The sequence below is a fragment of the Oleiphilus sp. HI0066 genome (genome assembly GCF_001635725.1).
On record NZ_LWFH01000001.1, the window covers coordinates 24,263 to 46,540 of the forward strand.

The following is a 22,278-nucleotide window of genomic DNA, read 5'->3' on the forward strand; positions in this document are numbered from 1 at the left end:
AAATGATAATTGTTCTCAAAGCCATTAATCCCGCGGCTTTCGAGCGGTTTGCAATTCTAGCGATAGCCTTATAATCGATCAAGAGCAAAAACGAATTTGCTTATGCCAATTTGAATTAGCTTAGTTCATCCTTTAGTTGATACAAGGCATTAAGCGCTTCACGAGGGCTTAAGCTATCAACATCAATTCCTTCCAGTAGTTCTTCAACTTTAGATTTGGGCGAACCAAACAGTTCTGCTTGAAAAAAATCGTCTTCTTTAGTATTTTTATTGCAGCTTGCAGATGCACCAACTTTGCCTGAATCAACTGACTGAGCGAACTCTAACGATTTATCGGACTCAAGTTCCGACAACTTGGCTTTCGCGTTAGCGACGACAGAGCTTGGTACACCTGCCAATTGCGCGACTTGTAACCCGTAGCTTTTATTCGCAGCGCCATCTAATACGCTGTGCAAGAAAATAATCTTATCGTCATGCTCTGTAGCTTTCAGATGAACGTTGGTAACGTTACTCAAGCGATCAGCTAGCTGCGTCATTTCAAAATAGTGTGTGGCAAAAAGAGTAAACGCTTTTGTATTGTTTGAGAGATACTCTGCGGCAGACCATGCTAGCGACAATCCATCAAATGTACTCGTTCCACGACCAACCTCATCCATTAGAACCAGACTATTGCTAGTCGCGTTATTAAGGATGTTCGCAGTTTCCGTCATCTCCACCATGAAAGTAGAACGGCCACCTGCGGTGTCATCGGCACTTCCCATGCGTGTAAATATTTGATCGATAGGGCCAAAAGTTGCCGAGTTAGCTGGTACATAAGCGCCTGAATAAGCCATTAGAGCGATGATCGCTACTTGGCGCATGTAGGTAGATTTACCACCCATATTAGGCCCAGTTATCACGAGCATCTCTCTCTTATTATTCATAACAACATCATTTGGCACGAAAGACTCATCAATGAGTTGCTCGATAACAGGGTGACGTCCAGCAACTATGTCTAAATGCTTTTCATCAACAAGAGTAGGGCGACAATAATTTAAGTTACTCGCGCGCTCAGCAAAATTTGTCAGTACATCTAATTCCGAGAGCCCACCGGCACACAATTGGAGTTTATGGATATGATCATTGAGCTGAGAAACCAGATCTTCATAAAGAGCTTTTTCACGACTTAGGGCGCGACTCTTAGCGCTCAAGGCTTTGTCTTCGAACTCTTTCAATTCAGGTGTGATAAAGCGCTCTGCATTCTTAAGTGTTTGTCTGCGAACGTAATGTACTGGCGCCTGTTCACTCTGGGCTTTTGAAATTTCTATAAAGTACCCATGTACACGGTTATAGCCGACTTTAAGTGTTGATATGCCAGTTTCTTCGCGTTCGCGTTCCTCTAGATCGATGAGAAACTGACCCGCATTTTCACTCATGTTTCGAAGTTCATCTAGCTCAGAATCAAAACCTTCTTTAATAACCCCACCATCACGAATGACAACCGGAGGATTATCAATTACGGCGCTATCGAGCAATTGAGCAAGTGACGGATGCTCTGAGATTCGAGATTTCAAGTCATCAAGTAAACCGGTGTTTAGGTTCTTAATAGCGACCTGCAATGCGGGTAAAACAAGAAGCGTATCTTTAAGGCGGGTAAGATCCCTTGGTCGTGCGGAACCAAGTGCTACCCGAGCCAGAATTCGTTCAATATCGCTGACATGCTTTAACTGATCAATAACAAGATCGAAGTGATAGTTATTAAGAAGCTCTCCAACTGCATCATGACGATGTTCGGCTACTATTTTCTGTTGTGTAGGCTGGTTCAACCAACGGCGCAGAAGACGGCTACCCATCGCAGTACTGCAATGATCTAATACCCAAGACAGCGTACTTGTCGATTCGCCTTGAGTTGTAGCATCTATCTCTAGATTCTTACGACTAGCCGCATCAATCACGATACTTTCTGAGAAAGATTCACGACTCATTGTTTTGATATGCGCCAACTCATCACGCTGGGTATCTTTTACGTATTGGAGAAGCGCTCCGGCTGCTCCAACAGCGGCGGTTAAATCATCACACCCGAAACCGCCTAAATCTTTGGTCTTGAAATGTTTGGTTAGTATCCGTTCACAGGAATCAAGCTCGAAATTCCATGGCCCTTGTCGTCTTAAAGACGTTTTGATGTTAAGAGCATCCTCGAAAGGAAACTCATCACTAATAAGAAGCTCGGCAGGTTTAAGGCGATGTATTTCAGCAACTAAATTACTTAGCCCCTTAACTTCCGTGATGTGAAAACGTCCAGATGATAGCTCTAGCCATGCGATACCAAATATATCCTGCTGAACTTGGCTGATCGCACCTAAAAGATTTTCTGAGCGCTCATCAAGAAACGCCTCATCGGTAAGGGTACCTGGCGTTACCACGCGCACAACTTTACGTTCAACTGGTCCTTTGCTTGTTGCAGGATCGCCGATTTGCTCCGCAACAGCAATTGAAAGACCACACTTAACTAGCTTCGCTATATAGCCCTCTGCAGCGTGGTACGGAACTCCGGCCATAGGAATTGGCTCTCCGCCAGACTTGCCCCTCGCTGTTAAGGTAATATCAAGTAAATGCGCTGCGGTTTTGGCATCGTCATAAAACAGCTCGTAAAAATCACCCATTCGGTAAAAAACAAGTTCGTGAGCATGTTGTTCTTTGATTTGAAAGTACTGCTGCATCATAGGGGTATGGGCAGCCTTACTAGAAGGAGATTTATCTTTAACTGTCATATAGGAAATTGGTTTTTGTATTCTGGTTGAAGCGAGCTTTATCTAGTCGCGAAGAATAGCAAAATAGAACTAATCGAACTACGAAAAACGGACGAAAATAGCGAATGGAGCAGGTTGAAACTTAGAGAACTTCAACCTGCTAAACGCTTATAAGTAATAAACGATCAAATAGCCACAAAGAAGAATAGCTACCCAAAATACCATCGTTTCAATTGGCCACATGCGCGCCACTGAACCCTTAGGTTTATTTTTGTCTGTGTCATAAACATGAGTCACAAGTGACTTAAGCGTATTTACGAACGCCTGCTCTTGCTTGGCATACACGGCATATACTTTTCTACCAAAACCTGTGACAAGTTTTGTACCGAGTTTTCGATAGAACCAGTCAAAATCAAGGCTAATGGTCTCGGTACGCTTCATCATGGGTAGCAAAAGAAAGAAAGCTAGCCCAGCAAATAGTAGTAACTGAAACTGAGTTACTAAATGATCTGCCGTGTAAGGCTCGTAATCCACAGGATAAGGAAGAAGGTCATATAAAGGCTGCGGGAATACGCCTAAGGCGATACATAAAAATGCAAAGATAAACATCGCAAACTGCATGTTCTTCGGTGACTCTTCTGGTCGTAAACCGGAATCTTTCTGGAAGAATACAAACCAAGGATACTTGACGCCGGCATGTAAAAATACACCTGCAGAAGCCGCAGCGAGTAAGAACCACACCCATGTGATGTGCTCATAGGCTGCAGAGGACGAGATCATTGATTTGGAGACAAATCCCGAGGTAAATGGGAAAGACGAGATCGCTAACGCACCGATAATCCCATACAGTGTCGTAATCGGCATGCTATGGAACAGCCCGCCCAAATCGCTACAGCGACGCTTGCCTGTACGGTATAACACCGCGCCAGCCGTCATGAGAAGTAAGGCTTTGTATACGATATGAGCAAAGGCATGAGCTGCTGCTCCGTTCAACGCCATTTCAGTACCGATACCGATACCCGTGATCATGAAACCAACCTGATTAACGATACTGTATGACAGAATTCGTCTTGCATCATTTTCAAGCAGAGCATAAATGATGCCGTAGAAAATCATAAAGCATCCGATTGGAATCAATACACTTGTACCAGGGAACGCAATAAGCAGCGTAAATACCGCTGTTTTGGTTGTGAAGGCAGAGAGAAAGACCGAGCCACTCGGGCTTGCTTCAGGATATGCATCTGCAATCCACGCCGAGAAAGGTGGCGCGCCGGCGTTGACCAAGAAACCGATTAATATCAGCCATTGAGCAGGTCCAGCTAACTCAAGCGCGGTAAATTCGGTAGATCCTGTTTCATGGATATGCCACAGAATACCTGCCATCAATATGACGCCGCCAAATAAATGCATAAACAAATAACGCATACTGGCTTTGTATGCGGAGTTTGTTGCGCCAGCCCAGATCACTGCGGTAGAGCCAATTGCCATTAACTCCCAATAAATAAATACGCTGATCAAGTCGCCAGAAGAAGTCACCCCGATTGCGCTACCGGCGTATAAAAACGCTGCAGATAACTCCAAGGTGGAAGCGGTACGCATCGCATAGATGCCACCAACCAAGACCATCAAAGAAAAGATAGTCGCAAACAACTTGCCTACGGTTGAAAAATCAAGCGGTGATAGCGTGTATTCAAGAAAACTTGTTTGCCAAAGCGCGTTATCGGGCAAGGTCCAGATAAGTGTCAATGCAAGTACAGGCAAAGCCACAAGTACAGCTTGTCTCAACAAACCCTGAGTAATAGGGATCAATAGCGCCCCAATGATAATTATCCAGCCTGGTGGAAATTCAATCATCATAATAATCCTCTCCACGCTTCAAGACGTAGCCAAGCACTTTTGCGCCGACCACCATAGCGGCACATGTAACAAATCCATACCATGCTGAAAAACCAAAGGTGCCATCAATACCAAAGTGTTCATGCTTATGAATCAATAATTCAGATAAGACGGTCAGAACCAAAATGGCGATAAATACCTTCCAGAGCAAACTGATCGATGCCGGTCTCATTAACCAATGTTTTTCAGGTTCATTCATAGAGACAGCTCCAGCATTTGTTTCGCAAGCGCAAGTGGTAATTCAGGGTTAAAGAACATAAACAGAGTCATGCCCGCTGTAATTAACAAAGGAATCAGAATCATTAGTGGCGCTTCTCCATGACTCTGATGTTTCTGGTCGTTAGGCTCAGATTTGAAGTAAGCCGCATAAACGATTGGAATAAAATACGCTGCGTTTAATAAGGTGCTGAGAATCAGGGCAATAACAGCGACCCACTGACTTGTTTCTAGCGAACCAAGTAGTAGATACCATTTGGAAATAAACCCAGCAGCTGGCGGCAACCCGATCATCGATATCGCACCAATCGTAAAGGCAGCCATTGTCAAAGGCATGTGTTTGCCAATTCCATCAAGCTCACTCACTAACTTCTTGTGCGCTGTTGTGTATATCGCACCGGCCACGAAAAACAGGGTAATTTTACCGAAGGCATGAGCAGCGATATGCATTGCGCTTCCGATAACACCCATGGCAGTAGCAAGCATTGCACCCAGTACGATGTAACTCAGTTGAGCTATTGTTGAGTAAGCAAGCCTCGCTTTGAGATTGTCTTTGGTCATCGCGATTATCGATGCAATCACCATCGTGGCGGAGGCGACATAAAGCATTAAGTCGGTTGTAGCAAGGTCAGAAAGCGTATCAAGACCGAAAATGTATACCGCAACTTTCAAAATGCTGAAAACACCCGCTTTAACAACGGCGACGGCATGCAGTAAGGCACTGACAGGAGTTGGCGCAACCATCGCTGATGGAAGCCAACGATGAAAAGGCATGAGAGCGGCCTTTCCGATCCCGAAACAAAATAATACAAGTAACAAGCCAACCATTAAATCTGGAGAAGACTCGTCGAATACGCCGCCAGGCTTAAAGTCTAACGTGCCGGTGATGGCATATGTGCCAAGTATTGCGAACAATAAAAAACCAACGGAAGTCGAAAGTAAAATACCAAGATAAATCCGTCCGCCTTCTTTCGCTTCTTTAGTTCCAGCATGGGTAACTAGAGGGTAGGTTGAGAGTGTTAGAACCTCGTAGAAGATGAATAGAGTAAGCAAATTATCTGAAAAACAAATGGCCATCACCGAGCTGATTGCCAGGGCGAAACATATAAAAAAGCGCGTCTGATTTTTTTCATTATTGCCGCGCATATACCCAATGGCATAGATCGTAGTCACGATCCAAAGAAAGCTGGCAACTAGGGCAAATAGAACGCCTAGTGGCTCAACTAAAAATGAAACGCTCAGACCCGGGAATAGGTCGAACCAATGCATATTCATCAGTGTGCCGTTGAATGTGTTATCGGTGATCGCCAGCACTACGGTAAACAGGATAATCGAGGTCGCAATACTCGCTGCCTCCCTCAGGTTTGGATATTTGCCTAGCAACCCAACTAAAAATGCGCCAAAGAATGGTATGAATATCGCGAGATTGATTAGTTGATCTTGGCTAATGCCTGCCCAAAGGTTCATTGAACACCTCCAACTAATGAACTGCCGTTCAACAGAGCTTCAGCACCAGCTGTCGCAGCAGAGACTGTCAAAGAGGTGTCGATACCAAAATAAATATTAGCCAAGACAAGTAGCCACATCGGAATAAGCATGCTCACAGGCACTTCCTTGATCTTCGTAGCGTCAGCGTCTTCACTAGGCTCCTTAAAATAAGCCGCCTCGATTACCTTACCTATGTATACCACTGCGAATAAAGAGGCAACGAGCACTAAGAATGCAACAAGCCAATTGCCTTGTTCAAGCGCAGCAGTCACTAAGTACCACTTGCTAATGAAGCCTACTGTTAGAGGTACACCAATAATACTTAAGCCTGCGATCGTAAATGCACTCATAGTCCAGGGCATGCGACGACCTAAACCTTGGAACGCTGTGATCTGCACAGAGCCCATGCGATAAAAGACAGCACCCACCGCCATAAACAAGGCTGCTTTCATTAATGCATGGTTAAAGATATGAAGAAGGGAAGCGGTCAAGCCTGTCAGAGAAACCAACGAGACGCCGAGAATAATGTAGCCCACTTGCGCAACACTACTATATGCTAGCAATGTTTTTATATTACTTTGTGTGGTCGCGACGAAAGAACATTGAAAAATACCGGCTAACGCAAGAACCAAAACAATGATCTCCATGTTCATTTGTTCAAATACGTAACCCGCACCAAAAATAGTAAAGACAAATCGCAACATGACATAAATCGCGACTTTAGTAGCCGTGCCTGCCAAGAATGCCGTTACAGCTGACGGTGCAAACGAATACGCAGCAGGAAGCCACATATGCAGAGGAAATAGTGCGAGCTTAATACTCACGCCAACCATGATGAACGCAAGGCCCGTATTGATTGTTCGGTGACTTTCAACCGCCTGAATCCTCTCGGCAAGGTCAAGCATATTGAGTGTGCCGGTCTTCATATAGAGCATTCCGACACCGATCAATATAAAGGTTGCACCGATTGTGCCCATGACTAAATAGCGGAATGCAGCCGTTAAGCAACGCCTGTCGGCGGCCAAACTAACTAGGGTGTAGGTAGCAAGAGAAGAAATTTCTAAAAAGACGAATAAGTTAAATGCATCGCCAGTAATTAGGATTCCTGAGAGTCCAGCAAGACACAACAAATAAGCGCTGTAAAACAGAGGTAATTGCTTGTGAGCAACTTCACTAGCAATGCTCTCTTTTGCGAAGAGTAATACAAGTGTGGCGATCACACTAACCGTTAGCAATACAAATGCGTTGGCCGAATCAACACGCATTTCAATACCCCAAGGTGGCTCCCAACCGCCGAGTGCGTATCGAAGCGCGCCTCCATCCATTGTCGCGGACACTAGACCGAAAGAGATATAAACGCATGCACCGACGAAAAGAGTAGAAAGTAACCAGGCCGCTCGCGGTTTATTTATTAATACGACCAGTGGCGCAGCGATTAACGGCAACAATACAGGTAGAACCGCTAAGTGTTGTTCAAACATTAGATAACATCTTCCTTGTTCTGGAACTCATTTTCTTCAATCGTTCCGTAAGCGCTTTTTATTCTAAGGACTAATGACAAACCCACGGCTGTTGTGGCTACACCTACGACAATTGCCGTCAAGATCAATACGTGAGGGAGAGGATTGGAATATTGCGTCACACCTTCCGCTAAGATTGGAGCCGTGCCACCAACAACCTTTCCCATGGTGATGTACATTAAAAATACAGCGCTCTGAAAAATATTCAGGCCAACCACTTTCTTAACGAGGTTATTAGCTGTGATAACGATATACAGACCGATCATCATCAAAATAACAACGACCCAATGATTGAAGTGTTCGAAGATTAAGCTCATTGAACATTTGCCTTTTCAACTTGGCCTGCAAAGGCGTAGAAAATCCCAAGCATGACAGAGAAAACAGTAATACCAACACCGAGTTCGATAATGATTATGCCGTAATGCTGACCATCTACTGGGTCCGCTGCGAGCACGTTGTAGTCTAAAAAATTTGCACCGTTCAACATGCTCACAAGACCAACAGATGCGTATAGCAAAACGCCCACTGGAGCTAGATACTTAACAAATCGTGGACTTACAACTCCAACGGCTTTTCTTAAGCTAAAGGTGAGGGCGTAAAGAATAAATGCTGCAGCAGCGATAACTCCTGCCTGAAATCCACCGCCTGGACCAAAGTCACCATGAAATTGAACGTAGAGGGCAAACAAGATGATTAGGGGAATAGAGATTTTCGCAACCACGCGTAGCACTTTATGCTGGGTAAGGCCTTGTTCTTGCGCAAGGAGTTCCGTTGGTTTCCCGCGCACACCTAATAAACTGAATACGCCAATCGCCGCTGCAAATACAACAACTGTCTCGCCAAAGGTGTCAAAGCCACGATAACTAGCTAGGACCGAGGTCACCATATTAGGAAGACCAATCTCTGTCGGTGATGTCTCAATGTAGCGCGGCGCAACGTGCTCATGCACAGGGTTATCTGCTAAACCAAAGAGGGGCATATCAAACGTCCCGTATATCAGCGCACCACCAGTTAAAAGAACGATTAAGGTCGCAAAGGTATGACTATGTAAACTGAGTTTTTCTTTACGGCCCGTAATAGCAATCGTACTTAGCATTAATACGGTAGAGATACCCGCGCCAACGGACGCTTCAGTAAACGCAACATCAACGGCATCAAGAGTTACAAACAAGGCCGCACATAGAAAACTGTATATACCAAAGAGCATCACGACAGAAAACAAATCTTTAATATAGATGATGCGAAATGCGGTGATCACGAGCATCGCGAGAAGAATGAGGTCTATTAAAATAGTCATTAGCTCACTCCGTCCTTGGCCTTTTCTTGGCACTCAGGAATAGTTAGCAAACCACCATGGCGCGCCGACTTCGCTAAGGCATGAGAACCTGTCGGTCCAGTCAGCAACAAGAAGAATAAAATAAACAGTAACTTAACCGTGACTAAGTCAAAATTCGTTTGAAGTGCTAAGCCAAGAATTATACAAACCGCACCCGAAGAATCGGTGACGGAAGACGCGTGAATGCGCGTAAAAAAATCTGGAAAACGGAATAAACCAATCGCTCCCGACAGGCTAAATATAAAACCTAAAAGAAGCAGTGCCGCGCTAAGATAGTCTAGAGCACTCACGTATAGTCCTTATAATTTTAGTTAGATTCTGACGTGTACTCGAAAAACCTGAGTACTGCGACCATACCTATAAAGTTAATTAGCGCATACACGATGGCGATATCCAGAAAATCTGGTCGTCCCATAATGAAGCCAATCGTTGCGATGAATAAAACCGTCTTGGTGCCAAACATATTCACACCGAGAATTCTGTCATAAACAGTTGGGGCAACCATTGCTCGGGCTAGAGCAATCGCCATTACAATCAATATTCCTAGGCCGGATGCGGCAAGTACACTATCCATTTTTCTTACCCCATGTTTTAGCAATCTTATCTGCCATACCGCCTTGCTTGAGCTCTTCAATCGAAGAAGATTCGAGTGCATGAACGGTCACTTCTTCCTCATCCAAATCGACGCTTAAAGTCCCTGGGGTCAAAGTAATGGAATTTGCATAAAGGACCTTCTTATTTTCCGGAACGGACGAAACAGGCAATTTCGCAATGGAAGGCGAGACCTTGGTTTTACCTGTCCAAATAAGGCGGGTCACTTGAATACTAGAAAGAAAAATCTGATAAAGAAGCCAAGGTATATATATCAATGCAGCAAGAGGTGAACCGATTGTTCTAGGTTGCTCGTCAATCACATCCATTCGTTTGATTACAAGTAGAACGATAGCGACAGATATAGCACCAAAACTTAGTAAAAGAGGTTGCATAAAGCCAGAAAGAAGCAGCCAAAAAACCGCTAACAAGATTGTCCATTTTGCGAGGTACATAGACCTTTATCCTATTTTTATTTGGCCATCGCTTTGCGATAGCTCTCATAAAAGCGGGACAACTCTAACGGGTAAGTTTCTATTTGGAAACTTACCGTTTTCTTAGAATTATAAATTACGAGCTCAAATTATTGCTGTGAATACGAGGCGAATTGAAGGTCTTCATCATTCGGAATACGCATTTCCTTGACCCAGCGCCCCCAAGTATATGGCCATAAAATTGGGTTACCATGCGCATCAAGATACCAACTTGTACACCCGCCAACCCACGCCGTCGCATCGAGACCGTTCTTAACATAGGCGTTAAAGTTTTCTACCGCAATGTTTGTCGGCTCAACGGCATCAAACTTACCACTGCGCCACTGGCTAATGAGCTTCATAAGGTAATCACACTGTACTTCACTCATCGCGATAACTGAGAAATTACCGATCGGCGTGTTAGGTCCGAGAGTTAAGAAGAAGTTGGGAAACTTGGGTATTAACATAGAGCGGTAAACGCCTACGTTTTCTGCCCACGCATCATTGATATGGGTGTTATCTTTACCAATTAAGTTCATTGGGCGCATATACGCTAGCGGATCAAAGCCTGTAGACAGAACAAGCGTATCTAACTCATGCAACTTACCATCTTTAGTCACGACGCCTTTGGGCTCGATATGATCTATTCCTTCAGTAATAAGTGCCGCATTGTCCTTTTGAATCGCCTTATAGAAAGTCGTATTGATAATTAAACGCTTACAGCCAACTTGATAGTCGGGACGCAATTTGCGTCTAAGTTCAGGATCTTTAATTGCTAGCTTCAGGTTCAGCTTTACGAAAAACTCCATCAAAAAACGCTGAATTTTATGGCCTGTCACAGCTTTAGTGAAAAAATGCTCGACGAAAAACTTACCACTAGCGCGGCTGATACGATTCAGAGTCGGAAACCTACCTAATAAGCGTTTTACAAAATTAGGAATCGAAAAGTCCTTCAAGGGAAGAATCCATTGAGGCGTACGTTGGAATACGTTTACCTTTGCCCCAGAGTTAATTAGTTCTGGAATACACTGAGCGGCTGTAGAGCCCGTTCCGACAATACCAACAGACTGTGTCGCATCGAGTTGAACATCATGATTCCAATTAGAGGTATGGAACATGTTTCCTTCAAAGGAATCTAAACCTGGAATGTCGGGAAGGCTTGGATGATGCAGTATACCTGTCGCGGAAATAACGAAATCACATTCATAGTTATCACCAGTGCTGGTCGTAACTTTCCATACACCGTTATCAAACTTGGCTTCAGTAACCGTTTCATTAAACCGAATCATTGGCCGTAGCTCGTATTTATCAACCACGTTCTCGAAGTATTCTTGGATTTCATTACCACGAGCGAAAAAATTACTCCAATTAGGATTTGGCTCAAACGAATAGGTATACATGTGCGAGGGAATGTCACACGCAACGCCAGGATATGTATTCTCACGCCATGTACCGCCGACTTTTTCTTTTTTTTCGAGAACAATTACTTTCTCAATACCCGCATCTTTGAGCTTTTTCGCCATCAGAATACCTGTCATGCCAGCACCGATGACAATGACTGATGGATTACGTTTAAAAGACATGATTAATCCGTTTATGAATGTACAAACGAATAGCTTAATACAGGCCGAGGATGGCATTTAATGTCCTTGCTAACGCATCAGTTGTTATCAGAGGACAGTTAAAAGATAAGTACATAAAATCAATCACTTAAAGTCTGACATTTTATTAATCTGGTCTAACCTCCAATGAAATCGGACATTTAACCGTTTCAAATGAGATGCTTATATGGAGTAATTATCTGCTGAATAGTGTTTGATGTTAATATTCGCGCGTTTTATCGAACGCAGTGCAAGTTTTTATAAAAAACGTTGTGTCTAATGGCTTAAAAGGCCTAAAGCAGCTTTCAACACAGGTACACAAAATGGACGTAGTAATTATTGGTGCCGGTATTATGGGCGTTACTTTCGCGCATATCGCCAAAACCGTTGACCCTAAACTGAATATAACGATTCTAGAGCGCCTTGATCAGGCTGCTGGAAGCAACTCAAGTGTTTTTAATAATGCAGGTACCGGTCACGAAGCGAATTGCGAATTAAACTACACACCTGTCGATGAAGAAGTTATCAGTGTTGAAAAAGCCTTAGACATCCACGCTCAATTCAACGTCGCTAAGCAATATTGGGCAAACTTAGTAAAGAACGGAATCATTAAAGATCCCGAAAGCTTTATTCACCCGACGAAGCACTGCACGCTGGTAAACGAAGACAGTATTAATCTTCTACACATGCGCTATAAAGAGATGGCATCGCACCATTTCTTTGACGAGATGAAGTTGTCAGAAGACTTCGATGAAATTCAAAGCTGGATTCCACTAACGATGGAAGGTCGATCTCGTCATCAGAAGATGGCTGCAACACGCGTTGACCATGGCACCGATGTCAACTTCGAGTCGATTACTAAGCAACTTGCTCAGCATATGGAAAATGAGCAGAGTGCGGATATTCAATACAATACGCATGTTAAACGCGTGCACAAGAGCCCATCTGGTAGCTGGTTGATTGAATGCGAACAAAACGGCGTGGCGAAACAGGTGCGCGCAGACAAGCTATTTGTTGGCGCCGGCGGTGGTGCTTTCCCTATTTTAAAAGCGAGCCATCTACCAGCAGGTCGGCGCTTCTCAGGTTTCCCAGTTGGTGGTCGTTTTCTTGCAGCAGAGATAGATAAAGAAGTCGCCCAATCATATGGCGCAAAAACATATGGTAAAGCCGCTGTTGGCGCACCGCCAATGTCAGTTCCGCACTTAGATCTGCGTGTTGCTGACGGTAAATATTATCTACTATTTGGCCCATTTGCGACGTTCTCGCCGATTTTAGAGAAGGGTAGAGGAATCGTGGAGTTCATTCGAATGGTCCATTTACACGACATTCCTAACCTTCTTAATGTTGCCCGTGAACATTTCCCTCTCGTCACTTACTTGTTTAAAGAAACATTCAAGGGCGAAAGCGCGATGTTAAAAACACTTGATGAGTTTGCGCCGGGTCTTAGCAATAAATTCAATTGGAAGGTAGTTCAAGCAGGCCAGCGCGTTCAGATCATTAAAGATGGCGATCTACAAATGGGTACTGAAATTGTGACGTCTGAAGATTTGAGCTACGGAACATTGTTAGGCGCTTCGCCTGGAGCATCAGTCTCCCCAGAAGTTATGCTGCGCTGTGTTAAAACGTTGTTTCCAAAAATCGTCAAGAAAGAAGCAGCTCAAGAACGCCTTAAAACGCTCTTCGATGAAACTGATGTGGATGTGCTCATTGAGGATGCAGATAAATATAGAGAAATCAGAAACAGCGCTGACAAAATTCTCGGAATTAGAGAAATCTAATTAGGGCAAAGTTTAATTATCTAATACGTGCTTTATTAACCCTTGATAAAGCACGTTGACATCAACTGGTTTTGCGATGCAATCGTCGAAACCAGCTTCCTCATATATTTTCTATCATCAGCCATGACGTTTGCTGTAAGCACGATTACTTTCTGCTGCTTGTCAGTGCTTCTGATATGCTCACACGCAGTATTGCCACCCATGACCGGCATTTGAATATCCACCAATATCAAGTCAAACACTTAATGCTTTAAAAGATCTAAGCACTCTTGACCGTTCTCAGCGATCATGACGTCTGCGTTCGTTGGCAAAAGCATGGTTTCACATACCACTTGGTTAATTTGATTATCCTCAACTATGAGTGCGCGTTTGCCTGACAAATCTGGCGGAGGCACATCTGCCTTTTCTTCTTTAAGCTCAGCTGCCTCAGCGAACTCTAAAGGCAGGGAAACAGTAAACTCTGTGCCTTTGCCTTGCACGCTTATTGCAGACAGATCTCCAATCATTAAATCGACCACAGCTTTTGTGATCGGGACACCTAAACCTGTCCCACCAAATTCTAGAGTTGTAGTTGTGTCGGCCTGTTCAAATCGAGAAAAGACTTTCTCTACCTGATCTTGGCTCATGCCAATACCGGTATCTGCTATTTTGATTTGGACGCGCTGCCCAGCTTGCGATCCAACGCAATCAACATGGATCGTCACACTCCCTTCCTCTGTAAACTTAATCGCGTTTGAACAGAGGTTGAGTAAGATTTGCTTGATCCGTACAGGGTCGCCCTTGTAGTAATGATTAAACTCTCGAGGAAAAATAAACTCTAATCCGATTCCTTTTTCTGAGGCCGCGTCTTTAAACATGAACTCTGCAGTTTCGATTAGATCAACAATATCGAACGGAATGCACTCTAGCTCAATCTTACCAGCCTCAATTTTCGAGTAATCGAGAATGTCATTCACGATTGAAAGTAGGGAGTTACAGGATGTACGGCCTTTATCGATCAAATCATAATAGACAGGGCTATCTCAGAACTTATTTAGACGTAGAAGTTGGAACATACCGTATATACCATTGATCGATGTTCTGACTTCATGGCTCATATTTGCTAAGAACTCACTCTTAGCCTGATTCGCGTTCTCTGCCTGAATGCGAGCCGCATCTAATTCATCAAGTGATGCCTGAATACTTGTGCGCATGTCTTCAAAAGCGACGACGAGATCTTTTATCTCTCCATGCGCCTCAACAACCTTAAAATTAGTATCAACGCCTTTGCGAAAGTTCTTCGCTGACGTAGCAAGATCGATCAAAGGTTGGATGACACGCTTGTTCATCAATACAACAAATACGCCCATAAACCCGATGAGAACGAACAATGCTGACATTGATGTAAATGTACTTTGGTCTTGCGCGCACCTGTATGACTTTTCACGCTCGATTAGTAAGTGGCGCTTTTCTGCTATAAAGTCTGAGATAAGTTCTCTAATCTCGACCCTTGTCTTACGCCCTAGATCACTCTTCACTAGATCGAGCGTTCCCCTCGTCAACCAAATCAATAGTTTGTTGTAGCTCATCAAACTTCACATCGATCAGTGTCATCAACTTTTCTAAGCGGACTTGCTGATTGGGGTTATCTGACGTTAAGACTTGAAGATTACTAGCGGCATCTTTCAATGCCTTGATTCCGAAAAAATAGGGCTTTAAATAATCACCGGCTTCAGTCAACAGATAACCTCGTTGGCCAGTTTCAGCATCTGTTATTTAGCTCATTAGTTCTGTCGATTTCTGAAGTACTTCATCCGTGTGCAGAACCCATGCCTCATTAGTAGTAGAAGTGTCGTGACTTTTATATAGGAGCAGGGCATTCAGAGCGCCAATCAGAAAAAAATCGCTGAGAAAAAGAAAATGGAGCGTTTAATCGTAATGTTAGTCATTTGACGTGTTTGTTAGCTAAATTGTGACACAAGCGTAATAAAAATTTACGCAAGCTCAATGATCAATCAGATTTTCCTATAACTAAGACGTAGTTAACATAACTTTACAGATGGCCTGAAATGCTAAGCATAGGCTTTTAGACTCATTGCTCTAAAAATGGCCAGTTGGTAGCATTCACGCCGCTAGTACAAGATGTCATTCAAACAACGTTATATATAGGAAGTAATAACAATTAAGGAATGTTGTACGTCGTTTTAATATAAAAACAAAAGGAATCGATGATGCAATTCAAACTAAAGAAAGTATTCTTAGCGAGCGCCATATTCTTTGGCATGCTCATTCAAAGCTCTGCAGCTAACGCTATCTGTTGGTGGTGGCAAGATTGCAAAGCTTATCAAACTCAGCATCCAATTGTTTTGGTACATGGTCTGTCTGGGTTCGACAGCATCTTAGGCATAGATTATTTCTATGGCGTGAAAGGCGAATTGGAAGAACGCGGTGCAACGGTTTACATTCCTAATGTTACAGCATGGGAAGACGGCTACGTACGTGGCGAACAGCTGTTGGCTTACTTAGAAGAGTTGCAAGCGATCACAGGTGCACAAAAGTTCAACTTGATCGGCCATAGCTTAGGTTCACCAACTAGCCGTTATGTTGCAGGTGTCCGTCCAGACTTAGTTGCTTCTGTTACCTCAGTAAACGGTGCAAACAGTGGATCAGGTTTTGCGGATGCAGCGAGAGGAATCGTTCCTGTAGGTGGTGGTACAGAGGCGCTGATCGAAGGTGCACTTAACTTCCTTGGAGACATTATTGACGCTCTTGCCGGCAATTCTGAATACACGCAGGACGCTTTAGGTGCGGTAACGTTCCTAACAACACCTGGCGCGGAAGCATTCAATGACTTATTTCCCGCGGGTCGTCCCACATCTTCGTGTGGAGAAGGCGCAGCTGAAGTAAATGGTATACGTTATTGGTCATGGGGCGGCGACTTCTTGCTAACGAACGCTCTTGATATTTCTGACCCATTCTTGGCTTTCACCGGCGCAACGATCTCTGGTCGCAATGATGGTCTAGTAGGTAGTTGTCAACAGCGCTGGGGTGATGTTCTACGTGTGAACTACAACATTAACCACCTTGATGGCGTTAACTTGTTCTTCGGCTTATCAAACTTATTTGAAGTCGATCCAGTTGTATTGTTTGAAAACCATGCACGTCGACTTAAGTCAGCAGGCTTATAGAAAAAAGGGAAGGGGCTCAGTAGCCCCTTCTTTTATTCTACTTAGTTAAGTGTGAACACATTATGTATATTAAATTCTTAGTTGCTGTTGCTTTATGTGTCGCGACCTCATTTGTAATTTGGCAATACCAAGGGCTGGATCAGGACGCTCAAGATTTAGACACCTCTAAGACCAACCAAGACCATCAAAAATCAGTTATCGATTCTTCTCCTGAAGCAATCAACACTGAAACTCAGCAATTACCTTATGAGTCTGAGCACGGCGACCTTGTATCATCACTTCGCGGAATCTACTTTGATCGAGATTTGGCCGTCGATGAGAACGGCGATCTTCGTATTTCATCGGACCTAAAAGACATATTTGATTTCTTCTTTTCAGCTATTGAAGAAGAGTCATTGGAAACCGTTTTGGCGCGGATAGAAGAATATCTCAACTACAAATTAGAAGAGCCAGCCTTAAGCCAAGCACTTCAATCTTTAGAATCGTACGTTGCATACAAAACCGCGGTAATGGACCTAGAACTTACATTTTCAAGCCGAATTGAAAGCTTTACTACAGACTGGCCAATGTCGAGCTTAAGTGGTAGTTACCTTGATTTGATCGACGAACGCTTGCAGTTACTTAAGTCAATTCGAGCTGAAAACCTAGGCTTAGAAATGCATGAGGCATTTTATTCTGAGCGTGAACAGTATGATGCATATATGATTGAGCGACTCAGAATCAACGCTGATCAAGCAATGAATAGTGAGCAAAAATCAGCGGCTTTAGAATCACTTGATGCACAAATGCCGGCAGAGTTTATCGAAAGTAGAAGCGGCGCAAATCCAGTTCAAGTTCTGCGTGAGAGCACCACTGACAATCAAGAGCTTACTGGTGAAGAGCTATATAATGCGCGCGTTGAAGCTGTTGGCGAAGAGGCTGCAGAACGTTTAACGAGCCTAGACTCCCAACGTAAGGAATGGGATTCAAGATACACGAGCTACACAAGTCAACGCGATGAGATTTTACTAAACGATGCTTACAGCGACGAAGTAAAGGTCACCGAGCTTGAGCTATTGAGAGATTCATTGTTTTCTAGCTCCGAGAAAGTGCGCGTGATTGCGCTTGATCGAATCCAATAGATAAAGCACTTAGAATGCTCCACTAAGTCACGCTGCTATACATCGCGTGACTTACCACTTTCTGCACGCTTTTTGTTTTCACTCTGAACGTAAATAGTATCGGTAGTCGCCATACTTGCGTGCCCCAGATCTTCTGATACATCTTTTAATGCTCGACCTCGTTCAATCTCAAGACTGGCGCCTGTGTGACGTAACCAGTGCGTAGACACCTGCTGAAAACGTGCCGCTGCCTCTTCGCCATGGCTTAAGCGCATCGCTTCAAAAGCCTGGTCAAAAACCTCTTGTACCAACCTCGATAATTGGCGCGCCGTCATACCATTGCGGCCACGAATTTTCGCAATAATAGGGTGCGTTTCTCCCAATACAGGAAGACTGTTTAATCCTCTAGACGCTCGATATCGCTTTAAATATGGAATAAAGCTTGGTGGAACGGTGACGTCCCGTAACTTTCGACCTTTTCCATATACTTTTAACCACCAATTATCATCATTATCTTTCCAGAAATGTCCCATTGTTGGGACCCAGTCTGCGCGTTCTGAGAACTCTGAAATTCGTAAAAATAAGGTTTTTAAGGACGCAATGAGAAATAAATTCCGCTCATACTTTGAGTCGTCATTGGCCATTTTTTCAGCTACATCAAGCAAATATTGCCATTGATCTTCACTCAGACGTTTCACGTCTTTAACTTGTGCGTCTTTTATAAAATACTTGCAGTCTTTTTTAGCAACTTGAACCGGATTTCCGTAACAAATTTCCTCATCCATCATATGTTTATAGAACGCATTTAAAGCCGTAAACATTGCGTGCAAGGTTTGCTGCGACGGACGATATAATTTTTTATCTGGCTTAGACTGATCGCCTTTAGCTTGAACTAATCGAAATGGAGCCCATTCGGGATTGATTTCAAACACACCGTTAGAGAAACGATATTTCTCGTGATTCACAAAGCAAATCCAATTTAATGGCGGTTGCCAAAAGAAATCTGCATAAGCAAGGATGTCTGATTTCCGCAGCTCATCAATCGGTTTATCGGATACAAGAAACGACCACAATAAAAACTTTTCGAGTTCTGAACGAAAACGTGTGTAAGTATGCTGAGATTTGTTGCGACCAATATAAGACAAAAATTCTTGACCCCAGTGCCATGCATTGCGTTTCCATTTATCTGACTTTTCTAAATAGGTATTGAGTTCGGGAAAATCATCTAGACGAACATCTCTTAATTCATCGTATGTAGGAAACAAAGGAAACGGCTTTGATACGGGCATAGCATGTTATTTTTTTGATTGAGGTTATACACTAGCCTATCTTCATATTAGCCTATGTCCAATACTAAAGAGTATTAGTAATTTAAAATTAATGTTTAGTAGCATACCTATTAAGGCAACTTAGCAAATAACTCTTCACTATTGTTTTAAGCAGTGAGTTTGATTAACGGCGCCTTATATAAGTCATTAGTGACGGATATTTGAAAATCTTGTCTGCAAAAATGTAGGACATGATTGGCAGTACTCTTTTAGGTAGAGCGTGCTTAACTTTTGTTTTAGTCGATGAAAATGAGATTTCTTGTGAAGCCCACGCGTCACCTGAATCACGTTGACATGCTTTTACTGTTTGGCCTGACTTATCGATAATTTGAGCGAAATCGGCGCATTTAAAATCAGCACGAATAGAGTCTGTAGAGTTCCAGTGACGCCACATCAAAGGATTGACTGCACAGTATGTTAGCCAAAGCGCTTTTGGATGTGGCATCTGACATTGAATCTGTCCAGTGGATGCAGACGAGATCACAGGCACTTCGAGTTCACTAGCAAGCAGCTTTGGAATATCGGAAAACAGATCAGCTGCGCTAGAGATCTTTTCGATAAGTCTAGGAATGAACCCTAGCTCACTATTAGATAGAGTCTGACCATCTGATAGATGATAAGTAGGATCTGTTGTAATCGGTGGCGACATACTAGCGAGAATAAAGTCGACCTCTCCGTCATACGCCTCCCATAAATTAGTATGCGCGATATCCCAACAAACAAGCATACCTATTTTTCCCAATGGCGTGTCCGCAATGGTTGTTTGGTGCTTACCCCTGAAATAACCACGCTCCCACCCCCATGGATAATTCTTGTCATATTCCCACTGCTCGCCAGAGGAACTGATAAGCATAAAGCGGTTGTAGATGTGAGAATTTTCTCTGACTAAAAAGGTGCCCCCGATCATCATGTTATACTTCTTAGCGCAGCCCTTAAGAAATTTATAGGTTTTCCCAGTCGGTGATTCGGCAAGATCAAAGAGTTTTACGTCATAGGCATAGCCGAAGTTAAACATTTCGGGTAATAGAAAAAGATTGGCACCATCAAGGCTCGCTTCAGATATTAGCTTTTCAGCCCGCTCTAATCGCGCTTCAACTGGTGAAGGGTTTGCGTCCATCAGGCTCGATGCGACTTTTATCGTTCTCATTCTCGACACTTGATTTCCTTATTGATGTTTTTTGGAGACAGATGATCAATCTTATCATGAGACTGTTTTAATTAAGTGAGACTAAGTTGATTCAAACACATGATTTCAGATCGTAGTGAGTTATCGTAAATATAAACAGAATATGGCCCCCTGATCGTGACGAAAATATGCTCGTCATACTAACTCGGCAGCTATTTCAAAGTTTTTATCGACCTCGCGCGCGCTGTGCTCTATAGTGCGCGCAAATTTTAGGCAATCAGGCTTTTTGCTTGTCTCCATACATTCTGATCGAAGGTCGACTCATTGATTTCTACAGCAAATGTCACCATGCAATTTGGTGCGAAACCTCTCTTTGAAAACATTTCCGTCAAATTTGGCGAAGGTAATCGCTACGGACTTATTGGCGCAAACGGTTGCGGCAAATCAACGTTCATGAAAATCTTGGACGGCTCACTTGAGCCAACATCAGGAAATGTATCGATTTCTCCGAATGAACGTGTCGCTAAATTAAGTCAGGATCAATACGCATTTGAAGAATACAGCGTTGTTGACGCGGTCATTATGGGCCACAAAGAACTTTGGGATATTAAGCTTGAGCGCGAGCGTATTTATTCCTTGCCAGAAATGAGCGAAGAAGAAGGAATGCTTGTTGCTGATCTTGAAACACGTTTCGCCGAACTAGATGGTTATTCTGCCGAATCTAAAGCTGAAGAATTGCTGACTCATGCTGGCCTTGATCCTTCCATGTTCTATGGCTTGATGAGCGAAATCGCACCAGGTTGGAAATTACGCGTCCTACTAGTTCAAGCACTTTTCTCCGATCCAGACATATTGTTGTTAGACGAACCGACTAACAACTTGGATATCGATACAATTCGTTGGTTAGAAGAACTGTTAAATCAACGTTCAAGCACAATGATAATTATTTCTCACGATCGTCACTTCTTAAATGCTGTGTGCACGCACATGGCCGATATCGATTACGGTGAGCTGCGTGTTTACCCAGGCAACTACGACGACTTTATGATTGCTTCGACTGCGGCCCGTGAGCGTTTACAACATGAGAATGCGAAAAAGAAAACTGAGATCGCTGAGCTGCAACAGTTCGTTAGCCGCTTCTCAGCCAACGCGTCAAAAGCAAAGCAAGCAACCTCACGCGCCAAGCGTCTCGAAAAGATCGAGTTAGAAGAAATTAAGCCTTCAAGTCGTGTTAGCCCGTTTATTCGTTTCAATCAGGAAAAGAAACTTCATCGCCAATCATTGGTGCTTGAAGGTTTAGCTCATGGCTTCGATGGTGAAACTTTATTTGAAGGCGGCGATATGATTCTCGAAGCTGGAACACGTTTGGCGGTGATTGGAGAAAACGGCGTAGGTAAGACAACCCTACTCCGCTGCTTGATGAACGAGCTTGATGCTAGCGTTGGTACTATTAAATGGGCTGAGAGTGCAAGCCTTGGTTATTGCCCACAAGACAGTACGCGCGACTTTGCAGAAGATATGACTTTGTTCGAATGGATGGGCCAGTGGCGTAAGCCAGGTCAAGATGATCAGTTCATTCGCGGCATTCTGGGGCGCATGCTGTTCTCGTCGAAAGACATCGACAAGAAAGTCTCTGTTTGTTCAGGTGGTGAAAAGAACCGCCTGTTGTTTGGTAAGCTGATTATCGCTGAAACAAATGTGCTAATTATGGATGAGCCAACCAATCACTTGGACATGGAATCGATCGAAGCGTTAAACCTAGCGCTCGAAAATTATCCAGGCACTCTGATTTTTGTCAGCCATGACAGAGAGTTTGTTTCTTCTTTGGCTACACGCATTATTGAAATCAAGGACAACAAGCTAAATGATTTCCAAGGCACTTATGAAGAGTACCTTGCGCGCCAATTAGCACTAGAAACCAAGCGTTAAT

At 43.6% G+C, this 22,278-nt stretch carries 21 protein-coding genes; 4 read left to right on the forward strand and 17 right to left on the reverse strand.

Annotated elements, in window-relative coordinates; genetic code table 11:
- Positions 1–115: 115 nt before the first annotated feature.
- The 11 genes from mutS to A3738_RS00155 all read right to left on the reverse strand — a co-directional run bounded on the left by mutS (position 116) and on the right by A3738_RS00155 (position 11,831).
- The gene (mutS, locus tag A3738_RS00105) at positions 116–2,749 is read right to left on the reverse strand and encodes a DNA mismatch repair protein MutS (protein WP_068502189.1); all 2,634 of its coding nucleotides are present in this window, start codon (positions 2,747–2,749) and stop codon (positions 116–118) included.
- A 147-nt stretch (positions 2,750–2,896) separates the two neighbouring features.
- A complete protein-coding gene (locus A3738_RS00110; RefSeq protein WP_068481883.1) occupies positions 2,897–4,585 on the reverse strand; it encodes a Na(+)/H(+) antiporter subunit D in 1,689 nt (562 codons plus the stop codon).
- Complete coding sequence (locus A3738_RS00115; protein WP_068481880.1) at positions 4,575–4,823, reverse strand: hypothetical protein; 249 nt, start codon at positions 4,821–4,823, stop codon at positions 4,575–4,577. The genes A3738_RS00110 and A3738_RS00115 overlap by 11 nt, the downstream gene beginning before the upstream one ends.
- Positions 4,820–6,307 carry a monovalent cation/H+ antiporter subunit D family protein gene (locus A3738_RS00120; RefSeq protein WP_068481877.1) on the reverse strand — a complete coding sequence of 496 codons (1,488 nt, stop codon included), beginning with the start codon at positions 6,305–6,307 and terminating at the stop codon, positions 4,820–4,822. The genes A3738_RS00115 and A3738_RS00120 overlap by 4 nt, the downstream gene beginning before the upstream one ends.
- Positions 6,304–7,809, reverse strand: coding sequence for a monovalent cation/H+ antiporter subunit D family protein (locus A3738_RS00125; RefSeq protein WP_068481875.1), 1,506 nt, complete (start codon positions 7,807–7,809; stop codon positions 6,304–6,306). Before A3738_RS00125 ends, A3738_RS00120 begins: the two co-directional genes overlap by 4 nt.
- Complete coding sequence (locus A3738_RS00130; protein WP_068473104.1) at positions 7,809–8,165, reverse strand: cation:proton antiporter subunit C; 357 nt, start codon at positions 8,163–8,165, stop codon at positions 7,809–7,811. The genes A3738_RS00125 and A3738_RS00130 overlap by 1 nt, the downstream gene beginning before the upstream one ends.
- Positions 8,162–9,145, reverse strand: coding sequence for a DUF4040 domain-containing protein (locus tag A3738_RS00135; protein ID WP_082878464.1), 984 nt, complete (start codon positions 9,143–9,145; stop codon positions 8,162–8,164). Before A3738_RS00135 ends, A3738_RS00130 begins: the two co-directional genes overlap by 4 nt.
- Entirely contained in the window at positions 9,145–9,474 is a 330-nt protein-coding gene (gene mnhG / locus A3738_RS00140; RefSeq protein WP_068477654.1) for a monovalent cation/H(+) antiporter subunit G, read from the reverse strand. The genes A3738_RS00135 and mnhG overlap by 1 nt, the downstream gene beginning before the upstream one ends.
- Positions 9,475–9,491: 17 nt before the next feature.
- On the reverse strand, positions 9,492–9,758 hold the full coding sequence (locus A3738_RS00145; RefSeq protein ID WP_068477652.1) for a monovalent cation/H+ antiporter complex subunit F: 267 nt from the start codon (positions 9,756–9,758) through the stop codon (positions 9,492–9,494).
- Entirely contained in the window at positions 9,751–10,206 is a 456-nt protein-coding gene (locus A3738_RS00150) for a Na+/H+ antiporter subunit E (RefSeq protein ID WP_197472392.1), read from the reverse strand. The genes A3738_RS00145 and A3738_RS00150 overlap by 8 nt, the downstream gene beginning before the upstream one ends.
- A gap of 152 nt (positions 10,207–10,358) precedes the next feature.
- Complete coding sequence (locus A3738_RS00155) at positions 10,359–11,831, reverse strand: NAD(P)/FAD-dependent oxidoreductase (RefSeq protein WP_068502191.1); 1,473 nt, start codon at positions 11,829–11,831, stop codon at positions 10,359–10,361.
- Positions 11,832–12,172: 341 nt separating this feature from the next.
- On the opposite strand from A3738_RS00155, the gene A3738_RS00160 reads away from it, so the two are divergent.
- Positions 12,173–13,627 (forward strand): malate:quinone oxidoreductase, encoded by a 1,455-nt coding sequence (locus A3738_RS00160; RefSeq protein ID WP_068481870.1) that lies wholly within the window; start codon positions 12,173–12,175, stop codon positions 13,625–13,627.
- Positions 13,628–13,662: 35 nt separating this feature from the next.
- Here A3738_RS00160 and A3738_RS28995 read toward each other — a convergent pair whose 3' ends face one another.
- The 4 genes from A3738_RS28995 to A3738_RS00175 form a co-directional block, all read right to left on the reverse strand.
- The gene (locus A3738_RS28995; protein ID WP_068474989.1) at positions 13,663–13,869 is read right to left on the reverse strand and encodes a response regulator; all 207 of its coding nucleotides are present in this window, start codon (positions 13,867–13,869) and stop codon (positions 13,663–13,665) included.
- Positions 13,870–14,583 carry an ATP-binding protein gene (locus tag A3738_RS29000; protein WP_068474984.1) on the reverse strand — a complete coding sequence of 238 codons (714 nt, stop codon included), beginning with the start codon at positions 14,581–14,583 and terminating at the stop codon, positions 13,870–13,872.
- A gap of 66 nt (positions 14,584–14,649) precedes the next feature.
- Positions 14,650–15,006, reverse strand: a complete 357-nt coding sequence (locus A3738_RS00170; RefSeq protein WP_197472393.1) for a histidine kinase dimerization/phospho-acceptor domain-containing protein — start codon at positions 15,004–15,006, stop codon at positions 14,650–14,652.
- A gap of 127 nt (positions 15,007–15,133) precedes the next feature.
- Positions 15,134–15,382: a CHASE3 domain-containing protein gene (locus tag A3738_RS00175; protein ID WP_082878466.1), complete on the reverse strand. Its 249-nt coding sequence runs from the start codon at positions 15,380–15,382 to the stop codon at positions 15,134–15,136.
- A 455-nt stretch (positions 15,383–15,837) separates the two neighbouring features.
- Between A3738_RS00175 and A3738_RS00180 the strand changes: the two genes are divergently transcribed.
- Together A3738_RS00180 and A3738_RS00185 are read left to right on the forward strand one after the other, a co-directional pair.
- The gene (locus tag A3738_RS00180) at positions 15,838–16,794 is read left to right on the forward strand and encodes a triacylglycerol lipase (protein WP_068481860.1); all 957 of its coding nucleotides are present in this window, start codon (positions 15,838–15,840) and stop codon (positions 16,792–16,794) included.
- A 62-nt stretch (positions 16,795–16,856) separates the two neighbouring features.
- Positions 16,857–17,915: a lipase secretion chaperone gene (locus tag A3738_RS00185; protein ID WP_068502194.1), complete on the forward strand. Its 1,059-nt coding sequence runs from the start codon at positions 16,857–16,859 to the stop codon at positions 17,913–17,915.
- Positions 17,916–17,950: 35 nt separating this feature from the next.
- On the opposite strand, the gene A3738_RS00190 is transcribed toward A3738_RS00185, so the two are convergent.
- Both A3738_RS00190 and A3738_RS00195 read right to left on the reverse strand, forming a co-directional pair.
- Positions 17,951–19,159, reverse strand: coding sequence for a site-specific integrase (locus A3738_RS00190; RefSeq protein ID WP_197472394.1), 1,209 nt, complete (start codon positions 19,157–19,159; stop codon positions 17,951–17,953).
- A 187-nt stretch (positions 19,160–19,346) separates the two neighbouring features.
- On the reverse strand, positions 19,347–20,369 hold the full coding sequence (locus A3738_RS00195; RefSeq protein WP_068501292.1) for a carbon-nitrogen hydrolase family protein: 1,023 nt from the start codon (positions 20,367–20,369) through the stop codon (positions 19,347–19,349).
- 303 nt (positions 20,370–20,672) lie between these two features.
- Here A3738_RS00195 and A3738_RS00200 point away from each other — a divergent pair, with 303 nt between their 5' ends.
- Positions 20,673–22,277, forward strand: coding sequence for an ABC-F family ATPase (locus tag A3738_RS00200; protein WP_068481850.1), 1,605 nt, complete (start codon positions 20,673–20,675; stop codon positions 22,275–22,277).
- The last annotated feature ends 1 nt before the right edge of the window (position 22,278 follow it).